Below are 19,491 nucleotides of genomic sequence, written 5' to 3'. Positions count from 1 at the left end.
TCTGAAAGGGATTTTCATTACTTAGGGTATTTCACCGCTTTATCCAGTTCTATAGGATTATTAAAGGCTTTTAACTTTTTTCTTTCGTTGGCTTCTGCAGGTTTCAGCTGTTCTTTAGACAAGACTGTTCCGTCCTCCAACAACAATTTCTGCCCTTCGCGCATAGTTAAATTTCCATTAAATGCATATTTAAAAGGATTGGAATAGAGGTCCAACCTTAGTTTATTTAAATCTTTTTGGGTAACGGGAATTGCTCTGGATATAGAGGCATTCAATGAATTACGTTGATAAGCATCCGGAATCTTTTCACTCTTAATCACATTAAAATAATAATTCTTTTCTGTATCATACAATTCCATAATCAATCCCGGTAATCCGTTAAACTTATAAGGCCCGTAAGGCATCGGAATATCTTTAGTAAACCATGCGATCCAGTTCCTCCCTCCGAACTGTGTAGTAGCTTTTTGAAGCTGGAAATTACTGGAACCCTTTATACTGTCTGTAATATTCCATTGTTGTTTTGCTTCCTCAGATATTTTATAAAAATTTACATCTCCGATATATTCATAGTTTTGGTATATATTATCATCCTTCTTTTTTATTAAAAAAGAAGTCAGCCTGTTGCCTTTAAATGCATATTGCCCGGTAGCAATAAATAATGAATCACTAATATAATTCAGTCTGTTATAATAAGCAATATCATCTTTTGTGATATCCAGATAATAATTTTCCCTGGTGATATCTTTTGAGGTTGAATCTTTCTTGTATTTCACCTCATAGATGAACCTGTTGTTCTGAGCAAACATCATGCATGTTCCCAGCAATATAAATAATAAGTTTTTCATAATAATTTAATTTTCAGATAATAATTCCGGGATAAAGAACTCCAGATCTGCTCTTTCATACTGAACCGGATATTCAGACAAATTATTTTTGAAAAACTGATAGTTTCTTCTGAATTTCATTTTTTTTATTGAGCGCACATTCATTTTTTCAATAGATCAATCTCAATGATATTATTATCTTTTTTTAATCTTTCTTTTGTTAATCGATCAACGTCCCGTACTATTTCAGCACCTTTCCGGAAATTACCTAAATTATCTTTTTGATCTATGATCTTTCCTTGCATATAAAGTTGCCTGGTTTCTGCAGCAGGATCATTTCTATATTTTTGAAAGAGTTCTCTAAATTTATTCTCATTTAATATAATGTCTTTAGTTTTTGAATTTAGCTCAGGATATTTAATATCATCAGAAATGTTTTTAATTTCTACTAAATTATAAATATGACTTTTAGTACCATCCTCAATTTTTACAATTAAACCAGGAAGTCCATGAAATTTATACGGTCCATCTGGAATTGGGATATCTAAAGTAAACCAGGCGATCCATTTTCTTCCAACAAAATCTAAAGAAGCTTTTTGGGTATCATAACCAAAAAATTTTTGTCTCTCAGGAAGGATATTCCAATTCATTTTTCTATCATCTTTTACTCTAATTTTATCTAATCCGTAGTCACTTGTTAAAAAGAATATATCATTTTTCTTCTTTTCTATTTTGTACAGTATATCTGCATTAGGTATATAAAACTTACCCTTTTCAGCTTCAGCTACAGATATTGAATCTTCATTATACTTATGCTGACTGTAGAATAAGGATCTGCTATCAGAGATATCTAAAAACATAAATTCTTTTACAATATGAGTCCTATTCGTTGAGTCAGGAATAAAGAAGTATTCATAAATAAATCTTTTATTCTGACTAAAAATCAATTGTGAGTACAACAGGAATAGGATAATGATAATTTTCATAACAGTACATTTAAATAAAGAATACATCCTATAAGGTGCCGGATGTATTCTTTCCTATTTATATTAAAATTAAACAGCAACTAAATGTGATCCCTCAGAACAAGAAACAGATCCAGATTGCTCTACAGAAACAGTCACCGTTGCACTAAATACTTGTGGGTTTCTGTCTGAGCAACATTTATAGCTACATCCTGTATCTCCACTTGGTTGGAAAGGCCCACCTCCTATTAAACCTTTCAAATTTTCTCTCGAAATCTTTTTCAATTTTTTCATAATAAATGTTTTTTTTAATAACGTGTCATTATTGACATTTTGAAACTAGAAAACAAATATCACTTTATAGAGAAATCTTATTGTATATTTCGTGTACAATCCCTTATTACACTATTTATATTCTGTGTACAAGTTAAATCCAACAATATAAATCACTCTTTACACTTAAAATTTTATATTTATTTCATTAATCATTTAGGTAAGTATTATTTATTTTATCAATTGAAATTAAAAAGCTATTTTTGGGAAATTTGAAAATTGATTATATGAAGACTAAACATCCTAAAGGGCTTCCCTTTCTCTTTTTTACAGAAATGTGGGAGCGTTTCGGGTACTACCTGATTCTTGGAATCTTTGTTCTCTATGTTATTGAGCCTACGGGCATGAAGGGCGGACTTGGACTTCCGGATAAAACTGCTGATGACATTTTCGGAACTTATATTGCCTTAACTTATCTGACTCCATTTATTGGAGGATTCCTGGCAGACAGAGTGTTAGGATATATTAAATCTATTTATCTTGGAGGTTTTTTAATGGCTGCAGGATATATAGGTATGGGAGTTTTTAAAGACTTACCTCTTTTTTATGCCTCTCTGGCTTTAATTATTATCGGAAACGGTTTCTTTAAACCTACTATTTCAACATTATTAGGAAACCTTTATTCAGAAGAACCTTATAAAGCAAATAAAGACTCAGGATATAATATTTTCTATATGGGAATCAATATCGGAGCATTTATCTGTAATATTATTGCGGCTTTCATGCGTAATAAATTCGGCTGGGGTGAAGCTTTCATCACTGCTGGTGTAGGAATGCTGATCGGAATGGTTATTTTTACCATCGGAAGAAAGCATTATATCCATGCTGCACAGATGAAACCTGTACAGGAAGGAGATACCAAGCTCTCAGAAATTCTGATCAAAGTATTTGTTCCTGCTATCGTTGCCGGAGCAATAGGTTGGTTTATTCCTGGAAATATTTTTGGAAGTGACAGTACGGATGCCTTTATTTTCGCCTGTGTACCCGTTATTTATTTCTATGCATCCCTTTATTTTAAGGCTAAACCTGATGAAAAAGCCTCTATCGGAGCATTACTTTCTGTATTCCTGATCAGTATGTTCTTCTGGGCGGTCTTCAAACAAAATGGTACAGCTTTAACAAGATGGGCTAATTATTACACGGACAGAAGTGTTCCTACTTCTCTTGAAAAGCCATTGGAAGGAATTTATATGGTGGATGGGAAGAGCTATGAAGATAAAGAAACTCCTGTTTATGATAACCAGTTCCGTTCTCAGAAAGATGATAATGGGGAGACTAAAAAGGAAATGGGAAAAGATGTATACTTTAAAAACATATCCCCTGAGCAGCGTGCTGCTCTTGAGAAAAACCCTGAAAACAAAGTTTATCTATACAATACAGAATTATTCCAATCTATCAATCCATTCTGGGTTATTGCGTTAACTCCTGTTATTGTAGGATTCTGGGCATTGTTGAGAAGAAAAGGAAAAGAACCATTGACACCTACCAAGATTGTTTTAGGACTATTTATTTCGGGACTTTCTTGTTTGGTAATGGTTTTAGCGGTAATGGCCGGAGAGAATGGCGCTGTAAAAGTATCTCCTCTATGGCTGGTTGCCAGTTATGGAGTGATTACCATCGGGGAATTATGCTTATCTCCAATGGGACTTTCCTTTGTATCCAAACTTTCGCCTGCAAGGATTACAGCATTGATGATGGGAGGATTTTTCCTGGCCAACTCTGTTGGAAATAAGCTTTCAGGAATTCTGGCAAGTACATGGTACAATTACGAAAACAAAACGAATTATTTCCTTGTTAACTTCGCTTTGTTAATATTTGCTACACTTTTAGGTCTTTCTATGTTAAAAAGACTGAATAAGATTATGACAGAAAAAGGGCATTAAAATGCTTAATATTATAACGATAACTAAGCTGCGGATATACTCCGCAGCTTTTTTATTTAAAAATAAAATTAAAACCTTGCCAAAAACCCAAAATAAACTATATTTGTCAGTCTTAACAAAAATTAACAATAGAAATGGATAATATTGAAGCATTGAGTCCGAAACCGGATGAATTTGTAGAGAATAAGAATTCCAGGCATCCTAAAGGATTATGGGTTCTTTTCGGAACAGAAATGTGGGAGCGTTTCAACTTTTATGGAATGAGAGCTCTTTTGACGCTCTTCATGGTAAATTCCTTATTAATAAAAGAAGCTGATGCAGCAATCATCTATGGTGGATTTCTAGCTTTATGTTATTTAACACCTCTTTTGGGAGGATTTATTGCTGATAAATATATCGGAAACAGATATGCGATCATCATTGGTGGATCATTAATGGCTATTGGCCAGTTCTTATTATTCATCAGTGCCTCTACTTTCTCAGCGGATATTGGAAGTGCTAAACTTATCATGTGGCTGGCATTATTTGTGATCATTTTTGGTAACGGATTCTTCAAACCGAATATTTCTTCAATGGTGGGAAGCCTTTATCCAAAACAGGAAAAATCTAAACTGGATTCTGCCTTCACTATTTTCTACATGGGGATCAACATCGGGGCTTTCCTTGGTCAGTTTATCTGTCCATACGTAGGAGATGTAAAAGATGCTGCAACCGGAGTAAGAGATATCTTCGCATTCAAATGGGGATTCTTAGCCGCTTCTATTGCGATGGTAATCGGAACTGTTACCTTCTTTATCCTTAAAAATAAATATGTAGTAACTCCTGAAGGAAGACCTATCGGGGGATTACCGAAAAACAATACAAGTGCTGACTTTGAAGAAGGAGAAACACAAACTGCTAAATTCTCTGGCCAGGCTTTAGGAATCACTGGTGGAATATTTGTTGTTTTATTCTTCGTTTTCAGATACCTTCTTGTAGGTGAATTTGGATTCAACTCCGTAGAGATGGGACAGTTGATTAAAGGGATCATTTATCCATTCATCTATTCGGCTGGTATTGCTCTAGCATTTTTAATTATGTCTTCTGCAGAAAATAAAGTGGAAAGACAGAGAATCTGGGTAATCTACATCGTATCATTCTTTATTATCTTTTTCTGGGCAGCATTTGAGCAGGCTGGATCTTCATTAACGTTTATTGCAGATAACCAGACTGACAGAAACATTTTCGGATGGAATATGCCACCTTCAATGGTTCAGATCTTCAATGGTATTTTCGTAGTTCTTTTAGCGGTTCCTTTCAGTTTATGCTGGGACAAGTTAAGAGCTAAAGGAAAGGAGCCTGTATCTCCGTTCAAGCAAGCAATGGGATTAGCATTGATCGCTCTTTCTTATTTCATTATTGCACACAATGTAAAAGATCTTGGAAACTCAGGTCTGTTAGCCATCAAATGGTTAATGTTACTCTATTTCATCCAGACTTGTGGTGAGCTTTGTCTTTCTCCAATTGGTTTATCATTGGTTGGTAAACTGGCTCCGAAAAGATTTGCTTCATTACTATATGGTGTTTTCTTCATTTCTAACGCCGCCGGTTATGCATTGGCAGGTTCATTAGGAGCACTTATCCCTGCAACAGGTGATAAGTTCAAGAAAGCTCAAGAAATGGGTGTTAATCTACAGGATGTTTTGGATAAAAAAGTAACACTGACAGCTGATCAGGTTGCTGCTTTTGATAAAGCTCAGTTACCATTACACAACCCTACTTTTGTAGGATTTGAAATCCACAATCTATTCGAATTCTTCATGGTATTCGTAGTACTTTGTGGGATTGCTTCTGTAATCCTTGGTTTAATTTCACCTATCCTGAAGAAAATGATGCATGGTGTAAACTAATTGTATCAACAAAATATAATAAAACCTCTGCAAAGTCAGAGGTTTTTTTTATTTTCGTATGATGGAAATTTCCGAAGATTCTTTATTCCAATCCGTAAAGGAAATCATTAGACAATCGCGCGAAAAAGTGTTTCGTATTGCGAATTCTACTCTACTGCTCACTTACTGGCAGATTGGAAAATTGATTGTTGACGATGAACAACAGGGAAGAGAACGTGCAGAATACGGAAAATATACGCTGAAAAAACTTTCTCAGAAGCTTACCTTAGAATTTGGGAAGGGATTTGATGAAAGTAATTTAAGAAATATGCGCTCTTTTTATCATACATTTCCAATATGTGACGCGCTGCGTCACGAATTGAGCTGGACCCATTACAGATTATTGATAAGGCTTGACAATGCTGATAAAATGAATTATTATATCAATGAGTCCATTCAGAATAACTGGAACTATAGAGATCTCAAAAGACAAATCAATTCGCTTGCTTACGAAAGAGTTTTAGAGCATAAAAAATCTTCTCCGGAAACTATTCACAGTGTTTTAAAAGATCCTTATATTTTTGAATTCCTTGGTTTAAAAGCTGATGAACAATTCTCTGAAAAGGAAATTGAAACAGCCATTATTGATCATATTCAAAAGTTTTTACTCGAGTTTGGGAAAGGTTTTGCTTTCGTAGCCAGACAACAACATATTTCAACGGATACATCGGATTTTTATATTGACCTTGTCTTCTATAATTACATCTTAAAATGCTTTGTCATCATTGATTTGAAAACCGGAGAACTCTCTCATCAGGATATCGGACAGATTGATATGTATGTAAGAATGTATGATGATCTGAAACGCGGTGAAGGTGATAATCCGACCATCGGAATTTTATTATGTTCAGAAAAGGATGAGACCATTGTAAAATATTCCGTTTTGAATGATAAAAACAATTTATTTGCCAGCAAATACCTGCTGTATCTCCCAAAAGAAGAAGAATTAAAACAAATTATTGACCAGGACAGAATCCGTTTTGAACTGGATCAGAAAGATAAAAACCCTTAATTAGAACTTAATCATATATCATTATGAGCTTAACTTTAGATGAAATACAAAATTTCAAAGGAAAGTATCCCAGACAAATCTGGAGCCTGTTTTTCTCTGAAATGTGGGAACGCTTCTGTTTCTACGGAATGCGTGGAATGCTGGTTTTCTTTATGATCTCACAGCTTAATTTCCATGAAAAAGAAGCCAACCTTCAATATGGTGCCACCCAGGCATTCGTATATGCCTTTACCTTTGTTGGTGGACTTTTTGCTGATAAAATCTTAGGATTCCGAAAGTCTCTTTTCTGGGGCGGTCTTCTGATGATCGTAGGAAGTTTAATTCTTGCTACCGATCCCCATAAATTCTTTTTCTTAGGAATAGCATTCACCGTAGTTGGGACAGGTTTCTTCAAACCTAATATTTCATCAATGGTTGGACAGCTTTACAAACCTAATGACTCTAGAGCAGACGCAGGTTTTTCGCTTTTCTATGCCGGAATTAATCTTGGAGCTTTACTAGGTGGGTACTTATGTATTGCAATAGGTAAAGGAGAATTTTTAAGCAACATTATTGCAGAAGAAATGAGATGGCATATTGCTTTTGGATTAGCTTCAATAGTAATGGTCGTAAGCTTGATCAATTTTGTATTTACACAAAGAACATTAGGGACTATCGGTTTACAGCCGGGACATCCTTTAGCAGAGGTAAAAACAGCTCCGATACCGAAATGGAAAGAATACGGAGTATATGTCTTGTCTTTGGTTTTTGTACCCATCATCATGACCATGGTAGCCAAGACAGAATATACAGATTATTTTATGTGGACCATCGGGCCTTTAACTTTGATCTATTTATTCTATGAAATGTCTAAAGTAACGGCTTCAGAGCGCAAAAAACTTTGGGCAGCTTTGGTTTTCATTATATTTTCAATCATATTCTGGGGAATCTATGAGCAAAGTGGAGGTTCTTTAAGTATTTTCGCTGCCAAAAACCTGAATAAGGATCTTTTCGGATTAGACCCAAATGGGGTGAATAACTCAGGAGGCGCTTTCTTCATTATTTTCCTTGCTCCATTGATCGGACTTCTCTGGATCTGGCTGAACAAAAGAAAAATTGAACCCAACACGATTATCAAATTCGGATTAGGATTTATTTTCTTAGGATTAGGATATTACGTTTTATTTGCAACGCGCCTGTTCGCAGACCTTCAGGGAATCACTTCACTGAATTTCTTTACCCTGGCACTGCTTATTATTACCCTTGGGGAATTATGCCTCTCTCCTATCGGATTATCCATTATGACGAAGCTTTCAACCAAGAATCTTCAGGGAATGATGATGGGAATGTGGTTCCTTGCATCGGCCTATGGACAGTACGTTGCCGGGATTATCGGGGCAAGTCTTGCTACTTCAAAAGAAGGTTCCACCAACTATGATGCTTTGATCACTTATACCGATGGATATAAACAATTGGGATTATACGCGGTAATTGCCGGAGTGGTATTAATTTTGATATCTCCGTACGTGAAAAAATTAATGCAGGATGTAAAATAAAGAATAAGTAATTATGCTTATTTTTACCTAAATATCACAATATGAAGAAAATTTTAAGCATAATTCTCTTACTTTTAATAAATTTTAGTTTTGCCCAGGTAAAATGGATGACCATTGACGAAGCTTTAAAAGCCCAAAAGGAAAGTCCAAAAAAAATATTAATTGATTTCTATGCAGACTGGTGTGGTCCATGTAAAATAATGGATAAAAAAACATATGGCCATCCTGTACTGGCTCAGATTTTAAATGAAAATTATTATCCTGTAAAATTTAATGCAGAAGAAAAAAAGAGCATTGAAATCTTTGGAAGAACATTTTCAAATCCTAATGCTGAACATAAAAAGGGGAAAAATTCTCTGCATGAGTTTACACAGTATATGAATGTAGGGGCTGTTCCAAGCACAGTATTTCTGGATGAACATGGCAATCCCATCACCATTCTTCAGGGCGAACTGTCTGCCAAAGAACTGGAACCTTATCTGGAACTGATCTCAAAAGATTTGTTTAAAAAGATTAAAACCAGAGAACAATGGGAGGATTATCAGAAAAAATTCAAATCTAAAATTAAAGATTAATTGAGAACTTCGAAACAGGATTTTCTCTTTCAATTCTAAAAATTCACTATAGAGGCTTCCAATTTTTTGGAAGTCTTTTTTATTTTACCGAAATTCGAACCTTTATTTTTTATCATCTGAAATAAGGATCAAAAAATTCGAAAAACAGCATCCTGAAACCTGAAAATGAATCTCGAAACCTCCATAGAATATGTAAAAGGAATAGGTCCGGAAAGAGCCAAACTCATCAAAAGTGTGTTGGGTCTATCTACCGTAGAAGACATGTTGAATTTCTATCCTATCCGTTATCTGGACAAAAGTAAAATCTATACTGTTTCTCAACTCAGAGAAGAAACCAGTCAGGAAATACAATTGAAGGGAAAAATTACTCAGGTACAGGAAATTCAGACCGGTAAAACCAAACGATTATCAGCAAAGTTCAATGATGAAACCGGCAGTATGGATCTGGTTTGGTTTCAATATTCCAAGTGGCTGAAAGAACAGCTTCCCATCAACAGGGAAGTTTATATTTTCGGGAAGATCAATGTTTTCAACCGTCAGTTTTCTATGCCACATCCGGAAATTGAAGCAGAAGAAAAAAAAGAGGGAGACACTCGTCTTAAACCCATTTACCCGAGTTCTGAAAAACTAACCAAACGAGGATTGAATCAAAGATTTTTCCAGAATGCCTTAAGAAATATCTGCAAAGAAATTCCAAGTCTTATTGAAGAAAATTTCCCGGAATATCTGATGAAAACCTTTAAATTCATGTCCAGACAGCATGCTTTTCTGAATGTTCATTTTCCAAAAGATCAGGAACATTTTGATAAGGCAGATTACAGACTGAAATTTGAAGAATCGTTTTTCTTTCAGTTAGGATATGGCTTAAAGAAACTTCATCATAAAACACAATCGCACGGTAATCCTTTCCCGATTATTGGAGATCACTTCAATGATTTTTATGAAAAACATCTTCCTTTTGAGCTTACCAATGCACAGAAAAGGGTTTTAAAGGAAATAAGAATGGACATGAAAAGGCCGATTCAGATGAACAGGCTTTTGCAAGGTGATGTAGGATCAGGAAAAACGATGGTTGCCCTTCTTACCATGCTTATTGCCATGGACAATGGTTTTCAGAGCTGTCTCATGGCTCCCACAGAAATTTTGGCCCAACAGCATTACAATGGTATCAAAGAACTATTGGAAAAAACAGGAATCAATATCCGCCTACTTACAGGTTCTACCAAAGTAGCAGAAAGAAGAATCATCCATGAAGAACTGGAAAATGGTACACTTTCTATTTTAGTAGGTACTCATGCTGTGTTAGAAGACAAGGTTAAATTTAAAAATCTGGGATTAGCCATTATTGATGAACAGCATAGATTCGGGGTTGCTCAAAGGGCTAAACTGTGGGCTAAAAATAAGATTCCACCCCATATTCTGGTGATGACTGCCACTCCTATTCCAAGAACTCTGGCCATGAGTTTTTATTCCGATCTTGATGTTTCCGTGATTGACGAGATGCCAGTGGGGAGAAAGCCTATTATCACAGCTCACCGCCGGGAAAAAGACAGATTGTATGTATATAACTTCTGTAAAGATGAAATTAAAAAAGGCAGACAGGTTTATTTCGTATATCCTCTCATCGAGGAATCGGAAACCCTGGATTATAAAAACCTGATGGAAGGTTTGGAGCATGTGATGGATTATTTTTCAGAATACAATGTGACCATGCTTCACGGGAAAATGAAACCGGATGAAAAAGATGCTGCGATGGCTTATTTTGCATCGGGAAAAGCTGAGATAATGGTTGCAACAACGGTAATTGAAGTGGGAGTAAACGTTCCGAATGCTTCTGTGATGGTGATTGAAAGTTCTGAAAGATTCGGATTATCACAGCTTCACCAGCTCAGAGGGCGAGTAGGAAGAGGTGCTGAACAGAGTTACTGTATCCTGATGACCTCCGATAAATTATCAAAAGAAAGCAGAACACGCATTAAAACAATGACTGAAACCAATGATGGTTTTAAAATTTCTGAGGTGGATATGCAGCTTCGCGGCCCCGGAGATATATTGGGTACTCAGCAAAGTGGTGTGGTAGATTTTAAAAGACTGGATCTTATTAATGATTCTGCGATCATCAAAACAACAAAAAATACAGTAGAAAAAATACTTGAAGCAGATCCTATGCTTTCAAGACCTGATAATCTGATCATCAAAAATTATTATATCAGATACTACAAAGGAAAAAATAAGTGGAGTAAAATATCATAAAAAAACCGCAGAAAAAAACTTCCTGCGGCCCCCTTATAAAACTGTTATTTAGAAGAAATTACTTTTTGGTATGTCCAAAAAAAATTTATTTTAATAGTTCAGGCTTAATATTTTGTGATGTGGTGTGAAAATATTTATATAACAATATAATAATGAGCTAAAACCATAACTATTAAAATAAATTATAAAAAACAAAATGAATTATTTTTTCCAACTTGCTTATTATAAAAACTAACTGTTTTTCGGTGGAGATGAGGGAATGAAACGAATAAAAATATCTCCAACTACTTATTGAGTTTTCATGATTGTACCGTTTTGTTTAAAGATCTTCTGTGCTTTATAATTGGAAAATTAGTATAATCCATTTTGTTTAACTAACATCGTGATTTATATAATTTTGTTCTTTAGAAACAATTACTTTTCATTCACCTGTATCTTCTACTATATAATCAAATTTGTGTCTCAGTTTACTTTTACAAATGTCAGTATATTAATTCAGATGCCTTTTATATTATTTTAATTATTAGTTATAAAATTTTCACCTATTTGTGAATAGTATGCTATAAATACGATTTAGAATTTATTAATATTAAATTAATAAATCCCTTATTTATAGTACTTTCAAGATAAAATTATCTTTATTCAACCCTGAAGTATGATACTGCCAATTGATGGTAATAACTTCTGTAAGCACCTTTTTAAGCTTCTCAAAACACTCCGGTTTTTTCATAAAAATATGTGCTCCTTGTACAAAAATATCTTCTATTTCACTTTCAGGAATAGCATCTGAAAAAATAGCCGTTACCATATTGCTGAATTTTGAATTCGAAGTGATATCCTTTAGGCATTCCATGCTTTCTTTTCCGGGAATCCTGTAATTGATAAAAACAAGTTCAGGAACTACGGCATCATCATTATTTAGGTATTCCATTAGACTGTTCCCGTTACTGAAACATTGAACTTTTATAGAGATTTTCAACTCTTTCAGAATATTTTTAAAAAAAATCAAAGTGTTTTCATCGTTATCTGCTACAATTACGTTCAGAAATTCTTTATTCATACTGCATTTTAGGGTTTATTACCGTGCTTTGTGCTCTTCTTCGTTTGCCTATAATTTTTTGAAACTGGGATGGAGTGATCCCTGTTGTATTTTTGAACTGGGTACTCAAATGTGCCACACTGGAATAATTCAGCTTATGAGCTATTTCTGTAAGGCTTTGTTTGTTTCTTATGATCAAAGCCTTTGCATGCTCAATCTTTTGCAGAATAATAAAATTCTCAATAGAGGTATAAGCAACTTCTGAAAAAAGATTGGAAAGATATCCGTAGCTGTGATTCAGCTTTTCAGAAATATAGATGGAGGCTTTTACGGGTATAATTTCATCAGAAAAGACGAGTTCTACAATAGTATCTTTTATTTTCTGAACCAGCGCGCTTTTTTGGCTTTCTATGATCTCGATCCCATAATCTTCAAGATTTTTCTTGAAAAGATTGTGCTGTTCCTGTGTAAGGGGCTCATAGAATTCCACTTCACCGAAGTTCAGTAATCTGTACTTCAGCCCGTGTTCTTTAAGTTTTTCGTCCAATACCTTTTTACAAAGGGCATTGAAATCAAATTTAACATACATTTTCATCCTAGTATATATAAGCCAATATTATTTAGTAAATATAATAATTTATTTCAAGTAAATGTGAAATAGGTGTATATTTTTAATATTTTACGATATATACGAAAAAACTCCTGTATTTTAGAATACAGGAATTTAAACACTAAGGATGAAAAAAATATACTGATAAAAAGCTTTTCAGCTCAAAACCAAGCATATGAATGTATTGTATAAGTGATTTGGTTCTGAAGCAAAGATGAATCAAAAAAAGAAATCACTTGTTATAGAATTACAGGATAAAGTTACAAAATTTTAAGTCAATTATCTGTGAATTAGATACTCCATAAGATAATCATCCATCACAAAACCGTTACCAATATCAAAAACGCCTTCGTCATACACTTTGTATCCCTGGGATTCGTAGAAGTTTCTGGCAGCATTGTATTTATTAACATTCAGGATAATTCTGTTGTTTCCGTTTTCAGAAACTTTTTCATTCAGAAACTGAAGCGCTCCTTTCCCAAATCCTTTTCCTTTACTCTCAGGAACCAGATAAATCCTGTGTAACTTGGTGGTTTTCTCCTCATAGTTGTGCTCATATCCGATAAAGCCTTCATAGTTATTATTACTTTCATCCTGAATAAGATAATAATGATAATACGGATTTTGAAAATGATGTAAAATTTCCTTTTCAGAATACATTTCTGAGAGCATAAACTCCATTTGTTCTTTCGAAAGAATGTCTGCATAAGCATTTTCCCATGATCGTCTTGCAAGATCCTGAATCAAAGGGATATCTGCTGCTGTTGCCTGTTGTAATTTCATGACTGGTTATATTATGATGATTAAAAAAAGTGAAAAGCCTAAACTTTTCACTCCTTATATTGTTCAATGATGACTGATGAGTTTTAACATGATTAAAATTCATTTTGCCTGTTCATTATTAAATTGTAGCCATTTCAGCTTTAATTTTTGCATGAAGACCTTCTGAAGCTTTCACCAAAGGAAGTCTCAGGTAATTTTTGATGATTCCTTTTTCTGCCAGGATTACTTTGATACCACAAGGGTTACCTTCTGCAAAAATCAGACGGGTAATATCTACCAGTTTGTTGTGAATTTCATAGGCTTCTTTTACCTTACCCTCGAAAGCCAGCTGTACCATCGTGGAGAACTCTTTAGGATATGCCTGCCCGATTACGGAAATTACTCCATCTCCTCCTGCAAGAGTTACCGGCAATGTATATTCATCATCTCCTGAAACTAAAGAAAATCCTTCAGGTTTCTTTCTCAGGATATCAAAATACTGAAGAATATTAGGAGAAGCTTCCTTAATCAGGAATAAGTTAGGAAATTCCTTTGCAAGACGAAGCGTAGTATCTGCTTCAACATTTTGTCCTGTTCTTGACGGAACATTATAAATAATAATATTTTTTCCTGTGGAAGCTAAAGCTTTATAATGTTGATAAAGACCTTCCTGGTTAGGTTTATTATAATATGGAGATACTGAAAGTACGGCTTCAAATGCAGAAAGATCTGCTTCTTCAATCTGTTTCTTGACGTCAAGAGTATCGTTACCGCCAATTCCCAAAACTAAAGGAAGACGTTTATTATTCACCTTAATGATATGCTCAATTACCTGTTTCTTCTCCTCAGCAGAAAGCGTTGCGGCTTCTGCCGTTGTTCCCAATACAACTAAATAATTGGTTCCGTTTTCGATATTGTACTCCACCAGTTTTGTTAAACTGTCGAAGTCAACGGATAAATCTTCATTAAAGGGTGTTACCAATGCAACACCTACTCCTTTTAAAATGCTCATCTGTTAGAATTATTTTTGTCAAATTTAATAATTTACAGTAAGAATTTGTAATAAATAATAATGTTTTATTATACATATAGTTATATTTGCATATACTAAAAGAGATTATGAAAAATAAATTCTTGTTACTGGGAATTGCTCTGGTGTCGCTTACTGCATGCAAAACGGCTTCTGTGCCGCAGCTTGTGAATGTAAAGACCCAGAAAAATATTTCTATTAATAATGAGCTAAAGAATGATGAGGAGTTTGTAAAATTTATCGAACCTTATAAGCAGAAACTGGACAAAGAAATGAACCAGAAGATCTCACACACCAATGTGGATCTTACCAAACAGGGCGATAACAGCAATCTGGGTAATCTTTTAGCTGACTATACGTTTGAAGGAGGTAATGAATGGATCAAAACTCATCTTAAGCAAAACGTAGATGCTGCACTGATCAATATCGGAGGAATCCGAACCACTATTGGAAAAGGAGATATTTTACTTAAAAATGTATTTGAAGTAATGCCTTTTGAAAATGAAGTGGTAATTGTAAAAATGAAAGGAGCAGATTTACAGGGGCTTTTTGAGTATTATGCAAAAACGCAGGTCAACAATCCTGTTTCTCATTTATACATTGAAACAAAAAACGGACAGGTAATCAAAGCCTTAATCAACGGTAATACAGTAGATCCTGCTAAAGATTATTATATTGCGACTTCAGACTATCTTGCACTGGGAGGAGACAATATGAAATTCTTTGCTAAAGGAGAATCTATTGCTACAGGAATTAAAATGAGAGATTTATTTATCGATTATTTAAAAAAATCTCCTGACGTGGTAGTCAATCCGGATGTTCGTTTAAATTTTATCGGGAAGTAATAATGGATAGAAAAAGTTTTTTAAAAGCAATAGGCGGAGGATCTTTAGCAATGGCTTTAGCTCCCAATATGATGATGGCGGAGGAATTAAAAATCCTTAATTTACAATCTGCAAACAAACTGACTATTCTTCATACCAATGACCAACATAGCAGAATAGAACCTTTCGACGCGAGCTATACCAAAAATCCCAATCAGGGAGGTTTTGCAAGAAGGGCAAGCTTAATCCAACAGATCAGAAGCCAGGAAAGTAATGTTCTTCTTCTTGATTCCGGAGATATTTTCCAGGGAACTCCTTATTTTAATTTCTTTGGAGGAGAACTGGAGTTCAGATTAATGTCTATGATGAAATATGATGCCTCTACTATGGGAAATCATGATTTCGACAATGGACTTGATGGATTTTTAAAAGTGCTTCCTAATGCGAAGTTTCCATTTATCTGTTCCAATTATGATTTTAAAAATACGGTTCTTGACGGGAAAACTTCTCCCTACCAGATATTCAATAAGAATGGAATCAAAGTAGGAATTTTCGGAGTGGGAATCCAGCTGGATGGTCTTGTAGGTAAAAAACAGTATGGAGAAACCGTTTATTCCAATCCTGTTGATGTAGCCCAGCATTATTCAAATTTCCTGAAAAAAGAGAAAAAATGTGATCTGGTGATTTGTCTTTCACACATCGGCTACGACTACAAGGACGAACCAGGTAAAATAAGCGATAAAATTTTAGCGGCCAATACAGAAAATATTGATATTATCTTAGGAGGCCATACTCATACATTCTTACCGGAACCTCAGACCTTTACCAACAGACAGGGCAAAAATGTCCTTGTTAATCAGGTGGGATGGGCAGGTCTTCTTTTAGGTAGGATCGATTTTTATTTTGATACAAACAAAAACGTACAGCATATTTCCTGGAACAATCAGGTGATAGATAGCAGCATAACCGCATAATATGAAAAAACTCTCTATAATTTCTCTTGGTATTTTAGCATCCCTGCAGCTGACAAAAGCACAGGTTATTTCATCCAAAAAGTGGGCAGATCTTTTTTCCTACAATAATGTCTTAGCCATGAAAGAAGACAATGGAAAAATTATTGCAGCCACTCAAAACGGAATATTCTATTATACAATATCAACAGGAGAAATTACGAAGTTATCTAAAGCCAATGGCCTGCACAACATCGGAATTACCGCTTTCGATTATAATCCACAGACCAAAACAGGGCTTATCGGTTATGAAAACGGATCCATGGATGTTATTACACCTCAGGAAATCAAATATATTGTTGATATTCCTATTGCTACAGGATATAATGGAGATAAAAAGATTAACCACATTTCTATAACCGGAGATCAGGCTGTCATTTCTGTTGGGTATGGAGTTTCCATATTTAACCTTCAGAATAAAGAATTTGGTGATTCTGCATTTTTCCTTTCCGGTGGGGTTTATCAGGCAAGTAATGAAGCTACGATCTTCGGGAATAAAGTATATTCTGTAACGGATACAGGATTGAAGAGCCATCAAATGAATACTACTTTTCCCGTATATTCTACCTGGACAACGGAGGCTCCCGGAGCTTTCAAACATATAGATTCAGAATCAGAATTGGTTTTCTCAACGGCTACAGCAGCTTATATTTATAATAATGGTACTCCAACACCACTTCCTACTACTTTTGAAAAAATAAGGGATGTGGTGATTACTTCCAACAGTATTACCGTTACCGATAACAGAGTATATACATATGGTATTAATGGAGTATCACAAAATGCGGTAAGCCTTGGTGAAGAATGCAATACTGCATTAACAGCCGGGGGAAAGATTTTTGGCGGAACAGTATTATCAGGAGTCAAGGATGAAAGTAACAATACTTTTAAACCTTCCGGACCTTACTTCAATTTTGCTTATAATATCAATCTTTTTGATAATAACCAACTTCTGGTCTCTACCGGAGCAAGAGCTAATAATTATAACGAACCGGTTAGTAATCCTAAAAAACCTGGATTTTACTATTTTACCGGTACAGAATGGGTGTATCCTTCTTTTTTTGTTAATAACCCACAGTCTATTAATGTACTGGATGCTACATTAAGTCCTTTTAGTAATAATGAAGTATTTTTTACCAATTATACGATGTTTGATAATGGGGTCTACAAAATGAAGTACAATGCCACCAGTAAAGATTTTGAACTGGTAAAGTATTATAATCTTGGAGCACAGCCTTATTACAGACGCCCTGTAGGTTTTGCCACAGACTCTCAGAGTAATCTTTTTGTATCATTTGGTTTCAATGATGGTAACCCGTCTATGGGAATTTATGATAAAGCAGCTGATGATTTTGTTATCAAAAAAATAGTTCTTGCCAGTGATGGTACACAAAAACCTGTTTTCCACGAAAATATGTTGTGGACTCCGCTACCGAGATCTAATAACTTCTGGGTGTATGACTATAAAAATGCTCTCAACCTTTCCGATGATTCAGATTATATTCTGGGAGCATCAAATGGATTTAACAGTTCAGGAGGAATTTTATCTGTAGCATTTGATAAGGCTGGTGATGCATGGATCGGTACAGACGGAGGGCTGAGGATCATGTCAAACGCAGCATCAGAAATAAAAAGCGCACAGCCTAAAGTAGAACCTATAGTTATAGAGCAGAATGGTTTGGGTGAAGAGCTTTTCAGAGAATCAGCAATTCTTCAGATTGCAGTAGATGCAGGTGATTATAAGTGGGTATCTGTTGACGGTGGTGGTGTTTACTACCTCTCTTCAGACGGTCAGAGAACTATAAAACATTTTACAAAGGAAAATTCACCCCTTCCTACGAATAGTGTTACCGATATAAAAGTTGATAAGAAAACAGGTAAAGTCTATTTTGTAACGTATAACGGTATTGTAACCTATCAGGGAGATGTTGCGGATGTAACTTCCAATTTCGGTGATGTGGTAGTATATCCTAATCCTGTTGTATATTCTAATTTCAAAGGAAAAGTAACGATAAAAGGTCTTGCAGAAAAAACCAATATAAGAATTGTGGACGCTGCAGGTAATGTAGTTCACTCAGCTGTAGCACGAGGAGGATATTATGAATGGGATCTGAATAATCAGAAAGGAACAAGAGTAGCTTCAGGGATTTATTTTGTCCTGATGACGAATGAAGACGGATCTGATAAAGCTACCGCCAAAATAGGAGTAGTCAACTAATTAATGAATTCACAAAACGGTTTTTTACTTTCATTTATCAAATACGGAGAAAATGATGCTGTATTGCATTGTTTTACAGAAGAAGAAGGTTTTCAGAGCTATTTTCTGAAGGGAATTTATTCCAAAAAGAACAAAAAGAAGGCCTTGCTTCAGCCGCTGAGCCAGCTCAATTTTTCTGTAAATCCATCACGTGGCAACGGTATTCCGTCTGTTTCAAAGTTTGAACTGGTAAAAAACAATGATATTTATACAGACATCAAGGTCAATACCGTCATTTTCTTTATCTCAGATTTTCTGAGTCATATTCTTAAGCATGAGAATAAAAATATTCCAATCTATTCCGGTATTGATCATCTTATCAGCGAGTTGACCCATAAAAATTATCAGGCCCATCTTCTGTTTTTGCTGGCTTTTTTAAAAATTCAGGGTGTTGCGCCCCTATTGAGTGAAGGCAGGTTCTTAGATCCGGAAACAGGAACTTTTTCTCCGGGAATAAGTCACCAGCTCTTCAATGAAGAGATCTCCATGCTGTGGAAAGAAGCACTTTGTGCAGAAGATTTTTATGCCACAAAAATCCATTCTTCTTTGAGAAAAGATTTCCTTGACAGCCTTTTAGTATACTATCATTATCATATTACAGATTTCAAAACTCCGGCCTCACTGGAAATTATACAGCAGATATTTGAATAG

Annotated in this window: 17 protein-coding genes; 10 read left to right on the top strand and 7 right to left on the bottom strand. The window is 35.0% G+C overall.

Going from position 1 to position 19,491, the window contains the following annotated elements:
* Positions 1-17 precede the first annotated feature (17 nt).
* From DDF69_RS10175 to DDF69_RS22030, 3 genes are all read right to left on the bottom strand, one after another.
* Entirely contained in the window at positions 18-845 is an 828-nt protein-coding gene (locus DDF69_RS10175) for a GLPGLI family protein (protein ID WP_114820704.1), read from the bottom strand.
* Between the two features lie 140 nt (positions 846-985).
* Positions 986-1,810 (bottom strand): GLPGLI family protein, encoded by an 825-nt coding sequence (locus DDF69_RS10170; protein ID WP_162800901.1) that lies wholly within the window; start codon positions 1,808-1,810, stop codon positions 986-988.
* A gap of 69 nt (positions 1,811-1,879) precedes the next feature.
* Positions 1,880-2,083 carry a hypothetical protein gene (locus tag DDF69_RS22030; RefSeq protein ID WP_162800900.1) on the bottom strand — a complete coding sequence of 68 codons (204 nt, stop codon included), beginning with the start codon at positions 2,081-2,083 and terminating at the stop codon, positions 1,880-1,882.
* A 266-nt stretch (positions 2,084-2,349) separates the two neighbouring features.
* Between DDF69_RS22030 and DDF69_RS10165 the strand changes: the two genes are divergently transcribed.
* The 6 genes from DDF69_RS10165 (at position 2,350) to recG (ending at position 11,308) form a co-directional block, all read left to right on the top strand.
* Positions 2,350-4,005, top strand: coding sequence for a peptide MFS transporter (locus tag DDF69_RS10165; RefSeq protein WP_114820702.1), 1,656 nt, complete (start codon positions 2,350-2,352; stop codon positions 4,003-4,005).
* A gap of 134 nt (positions 4,006-4,139) precedes the next feature.
* Positions 4,140-5,894, top strand: a complete 1,755-nt coding sequence (locus DDF69_RS10160) for a peptide MFS transporter (protein WP_114820701.1) — start codon at positions 4,140-4,142, stop codon at positions 5,892-5,894.
* 58 nt (positions 5,895-5,952) lie between these two features.
* Positions 5,953-6,945 carry a YhcG family protein gene (locus DDF69_RS10155; protein WP_114820700.1) on the top strand — a complete coding sequence of 331 codons (993 nt, stop codon included), beginning with the start codon at positions 5,953-5,955 and terminating at the stop codon, positions 6,943-6,945.
* Positions 6,946-6,968: 23 nt separating this feature from the next.
* Complete coding sequence (locus DDF69_RS10150; protein WP_114820699.1) at positions 6,969-8,480, top strand: peptide MFS transporter; 1,512 nt, start codon at positions 6,969-6,971, stop codon at positions 8,478-8,480.
* A gap of 41 nt (positions 8,481-8,521) precedes the next feature.
* A complete protein-coding gene (locus DDF69_RS10145) occupies positions 8,522-9,055 on the top strand; it encodes a thioredoxin family protein (RefSeq protein WP_114820698.1) in 534 nt (177 codons plus the stop codon).
* A gap of 165 nt (positions 9,056-9,220) precedes the next feature.
* A complete protein-coding gene (recG, locus tag DDF69_RS10140; protein ID WP_114820697.1) occupies positions 9,221-11,308 on the top strand; it encodes an ATP-dependent DNA helicase RecG in 2,088 nt (695 codons plus the stop codon).
* A 610-nt stretch (positions 11,309-11,918) separates the two neighbouring features.
* Here recG and DDF69_RS10135 read toward each other — a convergent pair.
* The 4 genes from DDF69_RS10135 to dapA all read right to left on the bottom strand — a co-directional run bounded on the left by DDF69_RS10135 (position 11,919) and on the right by dapA (position 14,731).
* Positions 11,919-12,368 (bottom strand): response regulator, encoded by a 450-nt coding sequence (locus DDF69_RS10135; protein ID WP_114820696.1) that lies wholly within the window; start codon positions 12,366-12,368, stop codon positions 11,919-11,921.
* Entirely contained in the window at positions 12,361-12,942 is a 582-nt protein-coding gene (locus tag DDF69_RS10130) for a helix-turn-helix domain-containing protein (protein ID WP_114820695.1), read from the bottom strand. Before DDF69_RS10130 ends, DDF69_RS10135 begins: the two co-directional genes overlap by 8 nt.
* Positions 12,943-13,236: 294 nt before the next feature.
* The gene (locus tag DDF69_RS10125) at positions 13,237-13,740 is read right to left on the bottom strand and encodes a GNAT family N-acetyltransferase (RefSeq protein WP_114820694.1); all 504 of its coding nucleotides are present in this window, start codon (positions 13,738-13,740) and stop codon (positions 13,237-13,239) included.
* 118 nt (positions 13,741-13,858) lie between these two features.
* The gene (dapA, locus tag DDF69_RS10120) at positions 13,859-14,731 is read right to left on the bottom strand and encodes a 4-hydroxy-tetrahydrodipicolinate synthase (protein ID WP_114820693.1); all 873 of its coding nucleotides are present in this window, start codon (positions 14,729-14,731) and stop codon (positions 13,859-13,861) included.
* Between the two features lie 107 nt (positions 14,732-14,838).
* On the opposite strand from dapA, the gene DDF69_RS10115 reads away from it, so the two are divergent.
* Genes DDF69_RS10115 through recO form a run of 4 tightly spaced genes read left to right on the top strand, consistent with a single transcriptional unit; the run spans position 14,839 to position 19,491 of the window.
* The gene (locus DDF69_RS10115; RefSeq protein WP_114820692.1) at positions 14,839-15,594 is read left to right on the top strand and encodes a 5'-nucleotidase C-terminal domain-containing protein; all 756 of its coding nucleotides are present in this window, start codon (positions 14,839-14,841) and stop codon (positions 15,592-15,594) included.
* Positions 15,595-15,596: 2 nt separating this feature from the next.
* Entirely contained in the window at positions 15,597-16,547 is a 951-nt protein-coding gene (locus DDF69_RS10110) for a bifunctional metallophosphatase/5'-nucleotidase (protein WP_114820691.1), read from the top strand.
* A 1-nt stretch (position 16,548) separates the two neighbouring features.
* Positions 16,549-18,801: a T9SS type A sorting domain-containing protein gene (locus DDF69_RS10105; RefSeq protein ID WP_114820690.1), complete on the top strand. Its 2,253-nt coding sequence runs from the start codon at positions 16,549-16,551 to the stop codon at positions 18,799-18,801.
* A gap of 3 nt (positions 18,802-18,804) precedes the next feature.
* Positions 18,805-19,491 carry a DNA repair protein RecO gene (gene recO / locus DDF69_RS10100; protein ID WP_114820689.1) on the top strand — a complete coding sequence of 229 codons (687 nt, stop codon included), beginning with the start codon at positions 18,805-18,807 and terminating at the stop codon, positions 19,489-19,491.

Source organism: Chryseobacterium sp. KLBC 52, assembly GCF_003347605.1.
Taxonomy (GTDB): Bacteria; Bacteroidota; Bacteroidia; order Flavobacteriales; family Weeksellaceae; genus Chryseobacterium.
Note: the sequence above shows the minus strand (reverse complement) of the source record. Positions and strands in the feature narration are given on the sequence as shown.

Bases quoted from the DNA above. Each gene is read 5' to 3' on its own strand.
- DDF69_RS10150 (WP_114820699.1), top strand. From the start codon at position 6,969: ATGAGCTTAACTTTAGATGAAATACAAAATTTCAAAGGAAAGTATCCC.
- DDF69_RS10155 (WP_114820700.1), top strand. From the start codon at position 5,953: ATGATGGAAATTTCCGAAGATTCTTTATTCCAATCCGTAAAGGAAATC.
- recG (WP_114820697.1), top strand. From the start codon at position 9,221: ATGAATCTCGAAACCTCCATAGAATATGTAAAAGGAATAGGTCCGGAA.
- DDF69_RS10110 (WP_114820691.1), top strand. From the start codon at position 15,597: ATGGATAGAAAAAGTTTTTTAAAAGCAATAGGCGGAGGATCTTTAGCA.
- DDF69_RS10165 (WP_114820702.1), top strand. From the start codon at position 2,350: ATGAAGACTAAACATCCTAAAGGGCTTCCCTTTCTCTTTTTTACAGAA.
- DDF69_RS10145 (WP_114820698.1), top strand. From the start codon at position 8,522: ATGAAGAAAATTTTAAGCATAATTCTCTTACTTTTAATAAATTTTAGT.
- DDF69_RS10115 (WP_114820692.1), top strand. From the start codon at position 14,839: ATGAAAAATAAATTCTTGTTACTGGGAATTGCTCTGGTGTCGCTTACT.
- DDF69_RS10105 (WP_114820690.1), top strand. From the start codon at position 16,549: ATGAAAAAACTCTCTATAATTTCTCTTGGTATTTTAGCATCCCTGCAG.
- DDF69_RS10160 (WP_114820701.1), top strand. From the start codon at position 4,140: ATGGATAATATTGAAGCATTGAGTCCGAAACCGGATGAATTTGTAGAG.
- DDF69_RS10175 (WP_114820704.1), bottom strand. From the start codon at position 845: ATGAAAAACTTATTATTTATATTGCTGGGAACATGCATGATGTTTGCT.
- DDF69_RS10170 (WP_162800901.1), bottom strand. From the start codon at position 1,810: ATGAAAATTATCATTATCCTATTCCTGTTGTACTCACAATTGATTTTT.
- DDF69_RS22030 (WP_162800900.1), bottom strand. From the start codon at position 2,083: ATGAAAAAATTGAAAAAGATTTCGAGAGAAAATTTGAAAGGTTTAATA.
- DDF69_RS10135 (WP_114820696.1), bottom strand. From the start codon at position 12,368: ATGAATAAAGAATTTCTGAACGTAATTGTAGCAGATAACGATGAAAAC.
- recO (WP_114820689.1), top strand. From the start codon at position 18,805: ATGAATTCACAAAACGGTTTTTTACTTTCATTTATCAAATACGGAGAA.
- dapA (WP_114820693.1), bottom strand. From the start codon at position 14,731: ATGAGCATTTTAAAAGGAGTAGGTGTTGCATTGGTAACACCCTTTAAT.
- DDF69_RS10130 (WP_114820695.1), bottom strand. From the start codon at position 12,942: ATGAAAATGTATGTTAAATTTGATTTCAATGCCCTTTGTAAAAAGGTA.
- DDF69_RS10125 (WP_114820694.1), bottom strand. From the start codon at position 13,740: ATGAAATTACAACAGGCAACAGCAGCAGATATCCCTTTGATTCAGGAT.